This window comes from Devosia sp., from assembly GCF_028290645.1.
In the GTDB taxonomy this organism is placed as follows: Bacteria; Pseudomonadota; Alphaproteobacteria; order Rhizobiales; family Devosiaceae; genus Devosia_A.
This window is the reverse complement of record NZ_JAQGJL010000315.1, coordinates 1-16,984: the sequence shown is the minus strand read 5'-3', so window position 1 is coordinate 16,984 and position 16,984 is coordinate 1. Positions and strand designations below refer to the sequence as shown.

General features: G+C 66.2%; 18 protein-coding genes. 8 read left to right on the top strand and 10 right to left on the bottom strand.

All coding sequences use genetic code 11. From position 1 onward, the window contains the following. From JWQ89_RS17075 to JWQ89_RS17055, 5 genes are all read right to left on the bottom strand, one after another. The coding region (locus JWQ89_RS17075) for a DnaJ domain-containing protein (RefSeq protein ID WP_299642922.1) at nucleotides 1-465 on the bottom strand (465 nt) is incomplete at its 3' end. A gap of 158 nt (nucleotides 466-623) precedes the next feature. Continuing rightward, nucleotides 624-1,655, bottom strand: coding sequence for an alpha/beta hydrolase (locus JWQ89_RS17070; RefSeq protein WP_299642920.1), 1,032 nt, complete (start codon nucleotides 1,653-1,655; stop codon nucleotides 624-626). 303 nt (nucleotides 1,656-1,958) lie between these two features. After that, a complete protein-coding gene (locus JWQ89_RS17065) occupies nucleotides 1,959-2,411 on the bottom strand; it encodes a hypothetical protein (RefSeq protein ID WP_299642919.1) in 453 nt (150 codons plus the stop codon). A 90-nt stretch (nucleotides 2,412-2,501) separates the two neighbouring features. Continuing rightward, entirely contained in the window at nucleotides 2,502-4,409 is a 1,908-nt protein-coding gene (gene dnaK / locus JWQ89_RS17060; protein ID WP_299642918.1) for a molecular chaperone DnaK, read from the bottom strand. 270 nt (nucleotides 4,410-4,679) lie between these two features. Further along, complete coding sequence (locus tag JWQ89_RS17055; RefSeq protein ID WP_299642916.1) at nucleotides 4,680-5,015, bottom strand: hypothetical protein; 336 nt, start codon at nucleotides 5,013-5,015, stop codon at nucleotides 4,680-4,682. Between the two features lie 239 nt (nucleotides 5,016-5,254). On the opposite strand from JWQ89_RS17055, the gene JWQ89_RS17050 reads away from it, so the two are divergent. From JWQ89_RS17050 to JWQ89_RS17040, 3 genes are read left to right on the top strand one after another with little or no spacing between them, the layout of a single operon-like run. Continuing rightward, nucleotides 5,255-5,629, top strand: coding sequence for a hypothetical protein (locus tag JWQ89_RS17050; protein ID WP_299642915.1), 375 nt, complete (start codon nucleotides 5,255-5,257; stop codon nucleotides 5,627-5,629). 17 nt (nucleotides 5,630-5,646) lie between these two features. Further along, nucleotides 5,647-6,279: a bifunctional nicotinamidase/pyrazinamidase gene (gene pncA / locus JWQ89_RS17045; RefSeq protein WP_299642913.1), complete on the top strand. Its 633-nt coding sequence runs from the start codon at nucleotides 5,647-5,649 to the stop codon at nucleotides 6,277-6,279. Nucleotides 6,280-6,286: 7 nt separating this feature from the next. Continuing rightward, nucleotides 6,287-6,634, top strand: coding sequence for a hypothetical protein (locus JWQ89_RS17040; RefSeq protein WP_299642912.1), 348 nt, complete (start codon nucleotides 6,287-6,289; stop codon nucleotides 6,632-6,634). A 55-nt stretch (nucleotides 6,635-6,689) separates the two neighbouring features. Here JWQ89_RS17040 and grpE read toward each other — a convergent pair whose 3' ends face one another. Next, nucleotides 6,690-7,310 carry a nucleotide exchange factor GrpE gene (gene grpE / locus JWQ89_RS17035; protein ID WP_299642911.1) on the bottom strand — a complete coding sequence of 207 codons (621 nt, stop codon included), beginning with the start codon at nucleotides 7,308-7,310 and terminating at the stop codon, nucleotides 6,690-6,692. A 93-nt stretch (nucleotides 7,311-7,403) separates the two neighbouring features. Beyond that, on the bottom strand, nucleotides 7,404-8,489 hold the full coding sequence (gene hrcA / locus JWQ89_RS17030) for a heat-inducible transcriptional repressor HrcA (RefSeq protein ID WP_299642909.1): 1,086 nt from the start codon (nucleotides 8,487-8,489) through the stop codon (nucleotides 7,404-7,406). A 112-nt stretch (nucleotides 8,490-8,601) separates the two neighbouring features. Between hrcA and rph the strand changes: the two genes are divergently transcribed. The 5 genes from rph (at nucleotide 8,602) to JWQ89_RS17005 (ending at nucleotide 13,853) form a co-directional block, all read left to right on the top strand. Then, nucleotides 8,602-9,315 carry a ribonuclease PH gene (rph, locus tag JWQ89_RS17025; protein WP_299642907.1) on the top strand — a complete coding sequence of 238 codons (714 nt, stop codon included), beginning with the start codon at nucleotides 8,602-8,604 and terminating at the stop codon, nucleotides 9,313-9,315. Beyond that, nucleotides 9,315-9,983, top strand: a complete 669-nt coding sequence (locus JWQ89_RS17020) for a non-canonical purine NTP pyrophosphatase (protein WP_299642906.1) — start codon at nucleotides 9,315-9,317, stop codon at nucleotides 9,981-9,983. Before rph ends, JWQ89_RS17020 begins: the two co-directional genes overlap by 1 nt. Further along, complete coding sequence (hemW, locus tag JWQ89_RS17015; RefSeq protein WP_299642904.1) at nucleotides 9,973-11,160, top strand: radical SAM family heme chaperone HemW; 1,188 nt, start codon at nucleotides 9,973-9,975, stop codon at nucleotides 11,158-11,160. Before JWQ89_RS17020 ends, hemW begins: the two co-directional genes overlap by 11 nt. Nucleotides 11,161-11,301: 141 nt before the next feature. Next, nucleotides 11,302-13,161 carry an adenine deaminase C-terminal domain-containing protein gene (locus tag JWQ89_RS17010; RefSeq protein ID WP_299642902.1) on the top strand — a complete coding sequence of 620 codons (1,860 nt, stop codon included), beginning with the start codon at nucleotides 11,302-11,304 and terminating at the stop codon, nucleotides 13,159-13,161. A 122-nt stretch (nucleotides 13,162-13,283) separates the two neighbouring features. Beyond that, nucleotides 13,284-13,853, top strand: a complete 570-nt coding sequence (locus JWQ89_RS17005; RefSeq protein WP_299642900.1) for a nucleoside 2-deoxyribosyltransferase — start codon at nucleotides 13,284-13,286, stop codon at nucleotides 13,851-13,853. A 144-nt stretch (nucleotides 13,854-13,997) separates the two neighbouring features. Here the strand turns inward: JWQ89_RS17005 and JWQ89_RS17000 are convergent, their stop codons facing one another. The 3 genes from JWQ89_RS17000 to JWQ89_RS16990 form a co-directional block, all read right to left on the bottom strand. Further along, nucleotides 13,998-14,942, bottom strand: a complete 945-nt coding sequence (locus JWQ89_RS17000) for an ABC transporter permease (RefSeq protein ID WP_299642899.1) — start codon at nucleotides 14,940-14,942, stop codon at nucleotides 13,998-14,000. After that, nucleotides 14,939-16,054, bottom strand: a complete 1,116-nt coding sequence (locus JWQ89_RS16995; protein ID WP_299642898.1) for an ABC transporter permease — start codon at nucleotides 16,052-16,054, stop codon at nucleotides 14,939-14,941. The genes JWQ89_RS17000 and JWQ89_RS16995 overlap by 4 nt, the downstream gene beginning before the upstream one ends. Further along, the coding region (locus JWQ89_RS16990) for an ATP-binding cassette domain-containing protein (RefSeq protein ID WP_299642896.1) at nucleotides 16,051-16,984 on the bottom strand (934 nt) is incomplete at its 5' end. The genes JWQ89_RS16990 and JWQ89_RS16995, both read right to left, overlap by 4 nt.

Here is a 16,984-nt window from a genome sequence, read left to right as displayed (position 1 = left end):
GCCCGACCCGTCGCAGGTGTTGCAGGTGGCGAGCGTCGGCACGTCGATATCGACGGTGCGGCCGGCAAATGCCTCCTCGAGGCTGATCTCGAGATTGTAGCGCAGGTCCGAGCCGCGCAGCCGCGATTGCCCGGTGCGGCCGCGGCCGCCCATGAAGTCGCCGAAAATATCCTCGAAGATATCGGACATCGACGAGGTGAACTCGGGCCCGAAGCCGGCCGGACCGCGCCCGCCGCCGTTCTCGAACGCGGCATGGCCGAAGCGGTCGTAGGCGGCGCGCTTCTGCGGGTCCTTCAGCGTGTCGTAGGCTTCGCTGATTTCCTTGAACTTGTGCTCGGCGTCGGAGTTGCCCGGATTACGATCCGGATGGAACTGCATCGCAAGCTTGCGATAGGCGCCTTTCAGCACCGCTTCGTCGGCGCCCTTGGGCACCCCGAGCACTTCATAAAAATCGCGCTTCGCCAATCGGCCTCGTCCTTGGGTCGCCTGCGCCCCGTTTCAGGCATCCGGCCTAGATAAGTACTATCCTGCGCTCTTACCATAGCGGCGCGCCGCATCAATCCTGTCGAACGTCAATCGTTAGACGAATTGGCCCGGTGTGGCTTTTTCCCACTATCGTCTGGCTAGCCGCCGAACGCCGCGACGAGGTTCCGCGCCAGCTGCCCCTGCGCGAACATCGCCTTGTTGACGATCCGGTATAGCCCGAAGAAGCCGTGCGTCACGCCCTCGTAGACCGTCACGTCGACCCACACGCCGCTGCGCCGCATGGCGTCGGCCAGCGCCTCGCCTTCCGAGCGCAGCGGATCCGCCTCGGCGAGGATCACCGTCGCCGGTGGCAGGCCGTCGAGATCGGCGCGCCCGGCAATGTTCATGCGCGCATCGTGCGCGTCGTCCTTCTTGCGGAACAGCTTTCGCGCCGCCCATTCGAGCGTCGCGGTCGAATAGGGGAAGGTGTCCATGTTCTGCAGATGCGATGGCAGGTCGAACAGCATCGCCGCCATCGGCGTCACGAGCCCCAGATGCACCGGCCCGGGCTTGTCCTCGGCCCGCGCCCGGATCGCGATATTGACCGCGAGGTTGCCACCGGAACCTTCGCCGACGATCGCCGCGCGCTTCGCATCGCCGCCCAGCGATTCGGCGTGTTCGACCAGCCAGGTCCAGGCCGCGTAGGCATCCTCGTGCGCCGCCGGGAAGCGGTGTTCGGGCGCCTGCCGGTAATGCGCCGAAACCACCACCGCGCCGGTCCGCGCCGCCAGCGCCCGGGGGCTCGCGTCGTACTGGTCGACATCGCCGAGCACGAACCCGCCGCCATGCAGGAACAGGATCATCGGCCGCAGACCGGCAATGATGTCGTTCTGCGGCAGGTAGATGCGCGCCCGGATGTCGCCGGTGGGGCCGGGGATCAGCCGCATCTCCATGCCGACGCTCATGTCGTCCACGGAGTCGCGGAGGATGCGCCGCAGCGCCATGTCGAGGGTGGGGAGGGCCCGCGCTTCGGGCGAGCGGCATTCGTCGATGCGCTTGCCGCCCATCGATCTGAGCACCGAGAGCACATGCGCCATGTCGGCATCGAGCCGCTCGGCCGGCGCTTCGGAAGCTCCGCCCGCATGGGGTCCGCCGTTCTCGGCGAACCTCCTCACCTCAACCGATGACATCAATAGTCCTTTCGAGAAGTCGCCGCCCAAGCCTCGGGTACCCTGCCCTGGAACGCGATCCGGGAAAGCTGCTCGCTTCCCCCTCGATCGCGTGACCCTCCAGTGCCGGTATCCCTTGGCCCCTTACAGGCGCCTCCGCTGCTGACGGATCGGCGCCCACCTTCGAACCAGTCCACTGTTAGTGGCGGATGTGAGGACAATTGGGCCGGGTTGCGGCGAGATTGCGAAAAAAGGAAGGGCTCCGGAAGCTCCAGAGCCCGTTGATTTCGGGGTGATTCACGTGAAACGGCAGCAGGCGCCGCGTCAGGCGACCTGTTCGCGCGAAATCCCGTGCGCTGCGAGTTTCGCCGCAGCGCTTGCCACCGCCTCGACTGCGAACTTGTCGGCATGGCGCACGACGATCGCCTCGCCGGTGAGTTCGGCGCGCTGGTGTTCGACGAGGCTGTCGAAGCCCTCGGTGGTGTTGGGCTCCATTGCCCAATCACCCAGCACTCGGAGCGCGCCGTGCTTCTTGTGCTTCTGGCGTGCGCCGGAAAGCCGCGTGGCCTTGCCGCTGGCCTCGGTCTTGACCTCCTCGGCATAGCTCAGCGCGGTCCAGAACTCGCGCTCCAGCGGGTCGTGGAAGGCGAGGCCGGCCAGCTCGGCGATCCGCATACGGATTTCGAAGGCATAGTCGTCGTGACCGAGCCGTCGGGCGTTGAAACTGAGTTTCCGGAGTTTTTCCGGCTCGGAGAATTTGCTGAGATCTGGGAACATCCCCTCCCTTACCACATCGCCAAACAAAAAGGGCCCGGCAATTGCCGGGCCCTCGAAATAGTCGCAAGGGTTGTACGAGGCCGAACTCGGTTAGGCCGACTTCTTGTCGTCCTTGACCTCTTCGAACTCGGCGTCGACCACATCGTCGTCGGCCGGCTTGTCGCCGCCTTCGGCCTTGGCCTCGGCTTCCGCCTGGCTCTGCTTGTACATCGCCTCGCCGAGCTTCATCGAAGCTTCGGCCAGCGTCGCGGACTTCTCCTTGATCGCCTCGGCATCGTCGCCTTCGAGCACGCCCTTCAGGTCGGTGATTGCCGTCTCGATGGCGGCCTTCTCCTCGGCGGTGACCTTGTCGCCATAGTCCTTCAGCGACTTCTCGGTCGAGTGGATCAGCGATTCACCCTGGTTCTTGGCTTCCACCGCCTCGCGCTTCTTCTTGTCGGCGTCGGCATTGGCCTCGGCTTCCTTGACCATGCGCTCGATGTCGGCGTCAGAGAGGCCACCCGAGGCCTGGATGCGGATCTGCTGCTCTTTGCCGGTGCCCTTGTCCTTGGCCGAGACGTTGACGATGCCGTTGGCATCGATGTCGAACGTGACTTCGATCTGCGGCACGCCGCGCGGCGCCGGGGGAATGCCGGCAAGGTCGATATTGCCGAGCAGCTTGTTGTTCGCCGCCATCTCGCGCTCACCCTGGAACACCCGGATGGTCACGGCCGACTGCGAATCCTCAGCCGTCGAGAAGGTCTGGCTCTTCTTGGTCGGGATCGTGGTGTTGCGGTCGATCAGGCGGGTGAATACGCCGCCCAGCGTCTCGATGCCGAGCGACAGCGGGGTCACGTCGAGCAGCAGCACGTCCTTGACGTCGCCCTGCAGGACGCCCGCCTGGATGGCGGCGCCCATGGCGACCACTTCATCGGGGTTGACGCCCTTATGCGGCTCCTTGCCGAAGAACGCCTTCACCGTCTCGACCACCTTGGGCATGCGGGTCATGCCGCCGACGAGGACCACTTCGTCGATCTGCGCGGCCGAAACGCCTGCATCCTTCAGCGCCTGCCGGCACGGCTCGACGGTCTTCTGGATCAGGTCCTCGACCAGCTGCTCGAGCTTGGCGCGGGTGAGCTTCAGCGTCAGGTGCTTGGGGCCGGACGCATCGGCGGTGATGAAGGGCAGGTTGATCTCGGTCTGGGTCGAGCTCGAGAGCTCGATCTTGGCCTTCTCCGCCGCTTCCTTCAGCCGCTGCAGGGCGAGCTTGTCGCTGCGGAGGTCGATCCCCTGGTCCTTCTTGAACTCGGCCGCGAGGTAATCGACGAGACGCATGTCGAAGTCTTCGCCGCCGAGGAAGGTATCGCCGTTGGTCGACTTCACCTCGAACACGCCGTCGCCGATCTCGAGCACCGAGATATCGAAGGTGCCGCCGCCGAGGTCATAGACCGCGATGGTGCCGGTATTCTTCTTGTCGAGGCCGTAGGCGAGCGCCGCCGCCGTCGGCTCGTTGATGATGCGCAGCACCTCGAGCCCGGCGATCTTGCCGGCGTCCTTGGTGGCCTGCCGCTGCGAATCGTTGAAATAGGCGGGAACCGTGATCACCGCCTGGGTGACGGTCTCGCCCAGATACGATTCGGCGGTTTCCTTCATCTTGGTGAGGATCATCGCCGAGACTTCCGACGGCGAATATTTCTTGCCGTCGACCTGGACCCAGGCGTCGCCATTGTCGGCGTTGATGATCTTGAAGGGCACGAGGCCCTTGTCCTTTTCGACCATCGGGTCGTTGTAGCGGCGGCCGATCAGGCGCTTTACCGCAAACAGCGTGCCTTCCGGATTGGTGACCGCCTGGCGCTTTGCCGGCTGGCCGACAAGCCGCTCGCCGTCCTTCGAAAAGGCGACCATGGAGGGGGTGGTGCGCGCCCCTTCCGCGTTCTCGATGACCTTGGGCGTCGCACCATCCATGACGGCGACGCAGCTGTTGGTCGTACCGAGGTCGATACCGATGACTTTAGCCATTCCCTACTGCCTCTTTCCTGGCGAACCCGGATGAACCCCATCCGGCAGTTCCTGATCCCTCGTCGAGGTCCGGGTTCCCATGTTGCATCTGACCCGCTGTCGGGCCGTAAGCGCTATAGAGGAGGGGGTTTTTGGGGGTGCAAGCTTGCACCGGTGCGAAAGGACAAACCGGTGGAGTGATTTGCGGGGACAACGGCGTCCGCCCGGGGGAAGCCGGCGGCTCAAACTCCGGCGCAACGCTGGCGCGGCGCCGGAGTGGGGCGGCGCGAACTACTGCGCGTCCGACAGCGTGTATCCGCCCAGTTCGCAGAGGTTGATGCCGTTTTCGAGGAACTCGGAATCGTCCTCGAGGATGAACTTCATGTCGTAAACGCACTGCTCGCGGCCATCGCCGATGGTGACGTCGACGTAGTTGCCGGCCGGCAGGTACTTGTCGGCGAACACGTCCTCTTCCCAGTCTTCGATATCGGCGGGCGAGGTGAAGAAGCTCTTGATGGCGTAGGACGAATCGTTGGTGAGCGTGAAGACCAGGTCTTCGGCCAGCGCCGCGCCCGGCAGCACGGTAAAGAGCAGGGCGGCCGCGCCGCCCAGGATCGAATGTTTCAATTTTTGCCCCCGAGAAGAGCGGGCTGCGGAGAAGTTCTTTCTCCGCTTCGCACCCGCGGCGGCACCATGGCGCCGCCGGGCTTTCCGATAGCATTTTAGTCCGATACGCCTCAAAGGCAGGCTATTGCGGTGGTTAGGGAAATCTTCCCGCGGGCCTGCCCGGGGATGCCGTCGCCGCTTGTCGTCCGGCCCCTCGTCATGGTCTAAGAAGCACTCGTTGCCCCGAAGGAACGGACCATATGCTGCGGGTCCTCGTCATCGCCCCCCTGATCCTGGCCCTGGCGCTACCCCTCCCGGCCGAGGCCCAGGAGGTCCCGCCGGAAGCGAGGATGGACCTCTGGTGCGGCATCGCGCTCGACCTCATGACCCGCGATCCCCCGGCCGACGCCACCCCTGAAAAAGTTGCGGCCGCCAAGGTCTACTCCGATGGCGCACAATTGCTGGTGCAGCGCGCCATCCCGATATACCTCGAATCCGGCTATACCGACGAGGCGCTCGCCGCGTACCGGGCCGACCTCGAGGACTCCATCGGCCGCATCGTCAACGGCGCCGCCCGCTCGGGCGACGAATCGGCCTATTCATTTCAGGATTGTTCGGCCCTCATCGGCCAGTGAGACAGACAAGACCCCGCATGGCCTTCACGCCCCGCTCCGACGATCTCCTGCTCGTGGTCGACCTGCAGTACGATTTCCTGCCCGGCGGGCGGCTTGCCGTTGCCGGCGGGGACGAGATCATCATCCCGATCAATCGCCTCGGCCGGCGTTTCGAGAATGTCGTGATGACCCAGGACTGGCACCCCGCCGGCCACATCTCGTTTGCCTCGAGCCACAGCGGCGCCAACCCCTTCGAGGTCATCGAGCTGCCCTATGGCCCGCAGGTGCTGTGGCCCGACCACTGCGTGCAGGGCACGCCCGGGGCCGGCTTCTCCGCCGATATCGAGCTGCCGCACACCCAGCTGGTGATCCGGAAGGGCTACCACGAGGTGGTCGATTCCTATTCCGGCTTCCAGGAGGCGGATCGCAAGACCCGGACCGGGCTCGAAGGCTATCTGCGCGAACGCGGCATCAGGCGGCTGCTCATCGCCGGGCTCGCCACCGATTTCTGCGTCAATTGGACCGCCGTCGATGCGGTCGCCGCCGGCTTCGAAACCTATGTCATCGAGGACGCCTGCCGCGCCATCGATACCGGCGGCTCGCTGGCAAAGGCCTGGCGCGATATGAATGCTGCCGGGGTCCAGCGGATTCTGGCTGGAGATGTTGCCTGAGGGGGCGATGCGAAGACTTGCCGCGCTGCTGCTGATCGGGCTCTGGAGCCTCCCGGCTCCGGCCACCGAACTTTCGCCCGCCGCCGACCGGCTGCTCTGGTGCGGCAGCGCGTTCTACTGGCTCTCCACCGACGCCTATGATTCGGGCAACGATGCCGAAGGCGACCAGTATGGCGCCTGGTCCGACGATCTGGCCGCCCGCGCCGACCTGCTGCTCGAAGCCGACGGCCGGGACGATAGCGCCATCACCACGCTTCGCGACGACTACGACAACCGCGTCGTCGCCGAAATGGGCAAGCCCGGCGCCAAATACGACGTCACGGCATGCCCGGATCTGGTGACGCCGGCGCCTTAGCCGGCCGTCCACCGAACTATCGGAAGCCTTCTCCCGCAAGGAGAAGGCAAGAGTCTCAAACGCTCTTGTCCACCGCGCCTTCGGCCGGCGCGCCTTGCGCTCCGCCGCCCTTGGCGACGCCCACCATGGCCGGCCGCAGCACGCGGTCGCCGATGGCGAAGCCAGCCTGCACCACCTGCACCACGGTGCCTTCCGGGCGCGACGGGTCGGGCACCTCGAACATCGCCTGGTGCTTGTGCGGGTCGAACTTCTGGCCTTCCGCCTCGATCGGCTTGACGCCGTGCTTGGACAGCAGCCGCTGCATCTCGCGCTCGGTCATCTCGATGCCTTCGATCAGCGAGCGCACCGTCGGGTCGACGCTCTCGCGCGCTTCCGCCGGCAGTACCATCAGCGCGCGGGAAAGCGAATCGGTCGCCGTCAGCATGTCGCGGGCAAAACCGGCGATGGCGTAGGACCGCGTGTCGGCGATCTCGCGCTCCGTGCGCTTCCTGAGGTTCTCCATCTCGGCGATGGTGCGCAGCAGCTTGTCGCGCAGCTCCCCGTTCTCGGCCCTTAGGGCATCGAGGGGATCAGGCGTCGCTGCCGCCTCGGCGGGCCTTGCGTCTTCAGTGGTGCCCTGGGCATCGGCCGGCGCGGCGGCCTTGTCGTCGTCGGGCTTGCTCTTGTTGTCGTTCATCCGTGACCTTGAAAATCTGTCGCTGACCGCGTTGCCCCGCATATCGGCCAATGGGCAACAAGATTCAAGCCTAGGAACGGTTCCGCCGTCCTGTCAGCCCTTCCGGGCCATTATCGCCGAGACGACATTGGCGGTATAGTCGACCACCGGCACGATGCGCGCATAGTTGAGCCGCGTCGGCCCGATCACCCCCAGGACGCCCACCACCTTCTGGTTGGCGTCCTTGTAGGGCGAGAGGATCACCGACGAGCCCGACAGCGAGAACAGCTTGTTCTCCGAGCCGATGAAGATTTTCACCCCCTGCGCCGTCTCGGTGTCGCCGAGGAGCTCGATCAACCCGTCGCGGCTCTCGAGCTCCTCGAAGAGCTGCCGGACCCGGATCAGTTCCTCGGAGGCCATGGTATCGTTGATGAGGTTGGCGCGCCCGCGCACGATCACCGTCGGCGGCGACGCGGTGCCCGAGCCCGAGAGCGTCGCGAGCCCGGCATCCACCAGCTTCTGCGTCAGCTCGTCGAGTTCGCTGACCGTCTCTTCGCGCTGCGCCAGCAGCGCCTTGCGCGTCTCGTTCAGGGTCTTGCCTACAGCGAAATGCGCCAGGTAGTTCGAGGCCTGCGTCAATGCGCTCGCCGTCAGTCCGGGCGGCAGCGGCAGCACCCGGTTCTCGACCGAGCCGTCCTCGCCCACCAGCACCACCATGGCGCGCTCGGCGTCGAGCCGAATGAACTCGATATGTTTCAGCACCAGGTCGGACTTCTGCGCGATCACCACCCCGGCGCCGTGGCTGAGCCCGCTCAGCAGCTGGCTCGCCTCGGTCAAGAGGTCCTCGACCTGCCCATGCACCGCCGGCCCCTCGATCTGCTTGGCGATCGCCGCCTTCTCATCCTCGTCCACCGCGCCGACTTCCAGCATGGCGTCGACGAAGAAGCGCAACCCCTGTTGCGTCGGCAGCCGGCCGGCCGAGGTGTGGGGAGCGGCGATCAGCCCCAGATCCTCGAGATCGGCCATCACGTTGCGCACCGATGCCGGCGAGAGGCCTACCGAAAGCATCCGCGCCAGGTCGCGCGACGCCACCGGCGAGCCGGTATCGAGATAGCGCTCGACCAGTTTTCGAAAGATGTCCTGACTGCGGGCGTTGAGCACCGCGAGCACGTCTTCTGGAGCTTTGGTGCGATCTGCCATGTTCACCATTTAGGCGGAAAGGCTTGTGACGCCAAGTTACCGCTGCTTGTTCGAGGGGGCCGTCAGGGTTAAGAGGCGGTTAACAAGTTTTTTCAGCGAGTGATTTGACCTTATGCGGCCTTCCGGACGGCAACCAGACCAGATGCGGGCAGTGACGCTCGAGCGCAACGTTGCCCCCAAGGCCGAAGGCAGTTGCCTCGTCAGCTTCGGTTCGACCAAGGTGTTCGTCACCGCCTCGGTCGAAACCACGCTCCCCTCGTGGCGGCGCAGCTCCGGGATGGGCTGGGTTACTGCGGAATACGGCATGCTGCCACGCGCCACCGGCTCGCGCACCAAGCGCGAGGCGGCGACGGGCAAGCAGTCCGGCCGCACCCAGGAAATCCAGCGGCTGATCGGCCGGAGCCTCCGCGCCGTGGTCGACATGCAGGCCCTGGGCGAGAACCAGATCACCCTCGATTGCGACGTGCTCGAAGCCGATGGCGGCACCCGCACCGCCTCGATCACCGGCGCCTATGTTGCGCTTGCCGACGCCGTCAAATGGCTCGAGGCGCGCGGCCTCACCAAGGGTCCGGTGCTGCGTGATTCGGTCGCGGCGATCTCCTGCGGCATCTATCGCGGCACCCCGATGCTCGACCTCGACTATCTCGAGGATGTGGAAGCCCATACCGACGCCAATTTCGTCCTGACCGGCGGCGGCAAGTTCGTCGAGATCCAGGGCACTGCCGAACAGGTGCCGTTCAGCCGCGACGAGCTCAACAGCCTCATGGAGCTGGCCGAAAAGGGCATCGGTGAGCTCACCACCATGCAGAAGGCGGCCCTCAGCTGATGGCGGACCGGCTCACATTGCGGCGCGGCGACCGGCTGGTGCTGGCGACCCACAATGCGGGCAAGCTCGCCGAGTTCAAGGAGCTGCTGGCGCCGTTCGGGCTCGAACTGGTCTCCGCCGGGGAACTGCAACTCCCCGAGCCGGAGGAAACCGGCACCACCTTCGTCGAGAACGCGCGCATCAAGGCGCACGCTGCGGCCATGGCGGCCAACAACATTGCGCTGGCCGACGATTCCGGGCTTTCGGTCGATGCCATCGGCGGCAAGCCGGGCGTCTACACCGCCAACTGGGCCGGCTCGAGCGCCCATGGCGGACGCGACTACATGGTCGGCATGCGCCGCGTCGAGGATGCCCTGCAGGCGATCGGCGCCACCACCCCGGGCGAGCGGCGCGGCAGCTTCAACGCCACGCTCTGCCTCGCCCACCCGGACGGGCGCGAGGTGATCTACGAGGGCAAGGCCTCGGGCACGCTGGTCTGGCCGCCGCGCGGCGACAAGGGCTTTGGCTTCGATCCGGTGTTCATGCCGGACGGCTACGACATCACCTTCGGCGAAATGCCCTCGGAGGAAAAGCACTCCTGGTCGCCCGGCAAGATCGGGCTCAGCCACCGCGCCAGGGCTTTCGCCAAGTTCGTCGACGACGCGCTGGGAGGCGGCATTGAGCACTGACACGCTGGGCCACAATTCCGTCGATCCGCGCTCCAACGGCCTGTTCGGGGTCTATGTCCACTGGCCGTTCTGCGCCGCCAAGTGCCCCTATTGCGATTTCAACTCGCACGTTCACCGCGGCGAGTTCGACGAAGCGCGCTATGTCGAGTCCTACGCCGCCGAGCTGGCGCATTTCGCGAGGCAGACCCCCGGGCGCACGGTGCAGTCGATCTTCTTCGGCGGCGGCACCCCGTCGCTGATGGACCCGCGCTCGGTCGGCGGCATCCTCGATGCCATCGCCAAGCACTGGCCGATCGACCCCAAGGCGGAGATCACGCTCGAAGCCAACCCGACTTCGGTTGAGGCCGACCGCTTCCGCGGCTACCGCGCCGCCGGCGTCAACCGCGTCTCGCTCGGTGTCCAATCGCTGCGCGAGGGCCCGCTTGCCGAACTGGGCCGCCGGCACACCGTCGACGAAGCTATCGCCGCGGTGCGCCTCGCCCAGTCGATCTTCCCGCGCACCAGCTTCGACCTAATCTATTCCCGCCCGCGCCAGACCCTCGACGAATGGCAGGACGAGCTGACCGAGGCGCTGTGGCTGGCCCAGGGGCACCTGTCGCTCTACCAGCTCACCATCGAGATGGGGACGCGCTATTACGATCTGTTCCGCGCCGGCAAGCTCAAGATGCCCGACGAAGAATTGAGCGCAGATTTCTATGAGCTGACGCAGGAATTGACCCACAATGCGGGCCTTCCAGCATATGAAATTTCAAACCATGCGCGCCCCGGCCAGGAGAGCCGCCACAACCTGATCTACTGGCGCTACGGCGAATATGTCGGCGTCGGCCCCGGCGCCCACGGGCGGCTCCTGATCAACAACCAGCGCCACGCCACGGCGACCGAGAAGATGCCATTCGACTGGCAAAAACGCGTGCAATCACGGGGCCATGGCATGGTCACCGACGACATCCTCACCTGGGAAGAAGAGGGCGACGAACTGCTCGTCATGGGCCTCCGCCTCCGGGAAGGCATCGATCCCCGCCGCTTCCATAAAATCTCTGGCCGCGCCATTTCCGACCGCCAGATCAATGAGTTGAAGTCGATCGGCTTCGTCGAGACGCTGCCCAACGGCTTCATCCGCGTGACCGACAAGGGCTGGCCGGTGCTGGATGCGGTGGTGGCGGATCTGGCAGCCTAGGCCACCGCGCGAGCGCTGCTCCACGCACCCATATCGATCAAACATCCCTAAACCTGCGGCGGTTTTGTCCGCTTCCGCGCCATTGCGCTCCGGGTCGTAAACCGCTTTACTAAAGCCGTTGCGCATGCCCGGAAAGCCGTCATGAACCAGCCCGCCGACCTGATCCTCAACGCCGAGGACGAAGTCTCCCTGCGCCAGCACCTGACCCTGGTGGCGCTGGCGAAACGCCCTGCGGACCTGGTGATCGAGGTCGGGCGGCTGCTCTCGGTGCACTCGCGGCACTGGCTCGAAGACCAGGAGATCGTCGTCTCCGGCCGCCGCATCGCCTATGTCGGCCCGCGCGGCAGCTACAAGGGCGAGGTGGCGGCCCGCGTCAGCTACCCCAAGCTCAGCGCCGTGCCGGGCTTCGGCGAGGTGCACAAGCACATCGAATCGACCCACATCACGCCCGAGTTCGAGGCAGCGCTGGTGATCCCGCGCGGCAATACCTGGACCTGCGAGGCGAGCCATGAGTTCGCCAACGTCAATGGCGGCAAGAACCAGGAGTTCTGGCAGAAATCGCGGCTCGCCGGCTCGCCGCTGAAGATCTTCATCCAGCCCGGCTCGGCCGTGCCGCCCAGCGCCTGGGAGGAGTCGGGCGGCTATTACGGCTACGAGGAACAGGCCGGGTTCCTCGAACACGACATGGGCACCGTCAGCCTCGACGAGGTGATGGACTGGCCCTCGGTGTGGAACCCCGAGAACCCCGGCTATATCCGCATGTGGGGGATGATCGGCGCCACCATGGAAAAGCGCGGCGTCGTCGAGGGGCACGGCTCGGGGCTGATCGATCCGCACGACCTCAGCGCCTTCGCCGCCGCCGGCATTTCGTCGGATCACGAGGTCTGGGCCTTCGAGGAGGCCTGGGAGCGGCTGTCGCACGGCATTTTCACCGAACTCCGCCCGTTCTCCTATGACGTCATCCTACCCGGGCTGATCGAGCGTCTAAGCGACTGGTCGAACATCGCTTTTACCACCGATGACCGCTCCGCCTCCGAGACGCTGGAGAAGGGCGCCTCCGACTACAATGTGCGCCACGCGATCGAATACGGGCTGGCGCCCGAGATCGCCATCCAGTGCGCCACCATCAATCCGGCCCGGCACATGCGCATCGACCAGTGGGTCGGCTCGATCACGCCGGGGCGCTATGCCGACATAGTATTGCTCGATGACGTGCAGACGCTCTCGATCCGGCACGTCTATGCCGACGGCAGGCTGAGGTCGGACGGCAAGCGCTTCCTCGGCCCCGAGACCGCGATCGACTGGCCGGATTGGGCGCAAAAGACCATGAATGTCGGCCGGACGCTGGATGCTGCCGACTTTGCCATTCATGCCGAGCCCGGCCGCCACTCCATGCAGGCGGCGGTGCTGAGGCCCTTCCACTGGAACGAAGACTACCTGGTCGAGACGCTGCCGGTGGTGGATGGGCTGGTGCAGCGCGACACCGCGCGGATGATCACCAAGTGGTCGCTGGTCGACCGCTATCGCGGCGACGGGGCGGTGGCGAAGATGTTCTGGACCGGCTGCGGGCCGGCCGATCCGGACACGGCGCTCTGCTCCTCGGTGGCGCATGACAGCCACAATGTCTGGTGTATCGGCTCGTCCGATGACGCCATGGCTATGGCGGTGAACCGGCTGCAGGAGATCGATGGCGGCTGGGTGCTGGTGCATCGGGGCGCCGTGGTGGCCGAGATGCGCTTCGAGATCGGCGGGCTGATGACCGCCCGCAGTGCCGAGGCTTTCGACGAGGATATGCAGGCGTTCTACCGGGTTGCGGAGAAGGTCGAGTGGATGTACCGGCCCTCGGCGCTGAACCTCTGGAAGCCCGGATTTCCGGAGTTCCTGAAGTTCGCGACGCTCACCTGCTCGCCCTGGCGGTGGGTGCTGGTGGCGCCGAGCGAGCTGGCGCCGGAGGGGTTCGTCAACGTCCAGACCGGCGAGCAGCACAAGGTAGTCTGGTAGGACGGATCGCCACAAACGATTCACGTGAAACGCCCGCGGCCACATGTTGGCCGCTGGATTGCCATGTGCCTGAACGGACCCTGAACAGTTACTGAACGTCGAACGCGCTACCTGGAGCAAATATGCCGAAATCCGTCTACCTCGCCGGCCCGGAGGTGTTCCTCTCGAACGCCCGCGAGATCCTCGATCTGAAGATCGCGCTCACCCGCGAGGCGGGCCTGGTGCCGATCTCGCCGGGCGACCTCGAGCTGCCCAAGACCGACAGCAAATGGGAGCTGGGGCTCGCCATCAGCGCCATCGACGAGAAGCTGATGCACTCGGCCGATGCGATCATCGCCAACCTGACGCCGTTCCGCGGGCTGGCGGCCGATACGGGGACCTGCTTCGAGCTCGGCTTCATGTGCGCACAGGGCAAGCCCGCCTTTGCCTACACCAACGTGAAGGCGGATCATGGGGAGCGGACGCGGGCGCATTTCAGCGGGGTGTGGTCGACCGACGAGCGGGGTTTTCCGCGCGGGCCGGATGGGATGATGATCGAGGACATGGGGTTTGTGGACAACCTCATGCTGCACGGCGGGGTGGTGAACCGCGGCGGGGCGGTAGTGGTCGGGGATGCGCCGGTGGGGCAGGAACTGACGGATATGGCGGCGTTCCGGCGGGTGCTGGCGATTGCGGCGGAGCGGCTCCGCTAGGCTGGTGGCTGTGGACCCCCACCCCTGTCCCCTCCCCCTAAACATGGGGAGGGAGACGCTCTCTCTGGGGCCGGCGTTTTGGTCTCCCTCCCCATTCTTAGGGGGAGGGGACAGGGGTGGGGGTCGGTAAGCGCCGGCGGTTGCCTACTTCACCCCGCGCATCGCCAAGGCCCGCTGGGCCCGGATCGAGAACAGCACCAGCGCGGCGATGGTTACGACGAACGGGATCATGCGGATGAGTTCCGCCGGGACGTCGTTGAAGAGGCCGGGCATCACCACGGCCAGCGCTTCGAAGGCGCCGAACAGCAGTGCGGCGAGGAGGGCGCCGATCGGGTGGCGGGCGCCGAGGAGAACGGCGCCGAGGGCGATGAAGCCGCGGCCGGCGGTCATGTCGCGGGTGAAGCCGACATAGTTGAACATGGCGAGTTGCGCGCCGCCGAGGCCGGCCAGCGCCCCCGAGACGATGAGGCTCCAGGTGCGGACCTTGTTGACCGGGATGCCGGCGGCTTCCGGCGCTGCCGGGTATTCGCCGACGCCGCGCAGCCACAGGCCCCAGGGGGTGCGGTAGAGGAAGTACCAGACCGCGAAGACGAGGAACGCCGCGACCCAGCTCAGCACGGAATGGCCCGAGAGGAAGGCGGTGAGGATCGGCCCGACGCCGGGGATGGCGCTGAGGAAGCTCAAATCGACCGCCGGGATGGCTTTGCTCTGGAGGTTGATCGAGGTGCCCTTGTCGCCGCCCGTGGCCAGCGCGAGCGCGAACACCGTGCCGCCGGCCGCGAGGATGTTGATGGCAAAGCCGACGAGGATGATGTCGGCTTTGAGCCGGTAGGCGAAGAACGCCATGATCAGCCCGAGCAGCGCGCCGGCGCCGAGCCCGGCGGCGACCGCCACATACCAGGGCGCATAGACCGAGACGATCACCGCGGTGAGGCAGCCGATCAGCATCATGCCCTCGAGCGCCACGTTGAGCGCGCCCGAGAGGTCGGCGATGAGGCCGCCCAGCGTGGCGAGGAGCAGCGGCGTGGTGGTGCGGATGACGGTGACGAAGAAGGCCGCCGAGAAGACGGTGACGATGAGTTCCATCATTTTGCGGTCCCCCCGGCAGCGGTGACCGCCGCGACGGCCGGCGCCGGGCCGCGCTTGAACAGCCGGGTGATGAAGTTGAGCGAGAAGGACGAGGAGACGAGGAGGATGATGATCGCCGTGACGATGCCGATCACCTCGGCCGGCACGTCCGTGCGGATGTTCATCAGCTGCGCGCCCTGCCGCAGATAGGCGTAGAACAACGCCACGATCGGCACCGCCAGCGGGCGGCTCCGCGCCACGATGGCGACGAGGATGCCCTCGAAGGCGAGGCCGCCCTCGAACAGCACAGTGAGCTTGCCATAGGTCTGGCCCTGGACGAACATCGAGCCGAGCAGCCCGCCCAGCGCCCCGGCCGCGGTCATCGCCGAGACCATGATGAAGGTCGCCTTGATGCCCGAATATTCGGCGAAGCGGGAGTTATGGCCGACCAGTCGGAGCTTCAGCCCCCAGCTGGTGCGATAGAGCGCGAACCACACCACCAGGACGGCAATGAGCGCCAGAATGATGCCGAGGTCGATGCGGGTATTGGGGATCAGCGGCGGGAACACCGCGCTCGCGGGGAAATTGTCGGTGGTGAGGACCCCCGGCTGCGGCTTGGGCAGGCTCGTACGCACCAGATAGTTGCAGAGCTCGATGGCGATGTAGTTGAGCATCAGCGAGGAGACGATCTCGTTGGCGCCCAGTTTCGCCTTGGCGATGCCGGGGAGGAACCCGTAGACGGCGCCCGCCAGCATTGCTGCGGTGATGCCGAGCGGGATGCCGGCCCAGCTGGCGCCGAGCGGCGAGAGCGCTACGTAGGAGGCGGCCAGCGCCCCGATATAGACCTGGCCCTGGACGCCCATGGCGAACTGCCGGGCCTGGAAGACGAGGCTGAAGGCGAGGCCGGTGACGGTGAGCTTGGCCACGTCGTCGATCCACAGCCCGATCGTGCGGGGCTTCGAGATCGGCTGGGTGAGCAGCACGTTCAGCGCTTCGAACGGCGCCTTGGAGGTGAGCAGCACCACGACGAAGGCGACGAACAGCGCGATCACCAGCGCGCCGACGGCGCGGCCGACTTCCGATCGGATGGTCTTCCAGCGCGACGCGCGGTCGATGGCCGGGACATTGCTCATTTGAGAGCCACCTGCATTTCTTCCTTTGACTGGGTCGAAAGCCCGAGCATGTAGGCGCCGAGGGTTTCGGGCGTGAGGTCGGGCCGGTTGACGAAGGCGGCGACGATCTTGCCGCGATAGAGGACGATCAGCCGGTCGCTGAGGGCGAGGAGTTCCGAGAGATCGGCGGAGCTGAGCAGCACCGCGGCGCCGGCGTCGCGCGCATCGGTGATGGTGCGCCAGATGAACTGCGTGGCGCCGAGGTCGACGCCGCGGGTCGGCTGGTTGACGAGCAGGAGCTTTGGCTGTTCCGCCAGTTCGCGCGCCACCACCACCTTCTGCATGTTGCCGCCCGACAGCGTGCTGACCGCCGAGGAGGCGCCGCCGACGCGGATCGAGAAGCGCTCGATCAGCTTTTGCGCATTGGCCCGGATGGCTTTCAAATCGAGGAGGCCATTGCGCACATAGCGCGCGTCGCCGAGCTTGGTGGCGACGAGATTCTCGGCCACCGAGGCGCCGGTCGCGAGGCCTTCGGCGATGCGGTCCTCGGGGATCGAGGCGAGCCCGAGCCCGCGTCGCTGCAGGACGCTCAGGGGCGTGGCGTTCTCGTTGGCGATGGTGATGGTGCCGGCGCTGATGGCGCGGAGTCCCGTGATCGCCTCGAGCGTTTCGGCCTGCCCATTGCCCTCGACGCCCACCAGCCCGACGATCTCGCCGGAGTGGACGTTGAGGTCGAGCCCGGCGACGATCTCGGTGCCGCGGGCGTTGACGACGCGGAGGCCCTCGACCGAGGCGACGCGCTGGCTCTGGTCGGTGGCCTTGCGCTCGACCCGGAGGGTGACTTCGCGGCCGACCATCAGTGCGGCGAGGCTCTTTTCGGTGACGTCGCTGGTCTTCACCTGCCCGACGGTCTTGCCCTGCCGCATCACCGTGATGGTGTCGGAGATTTCC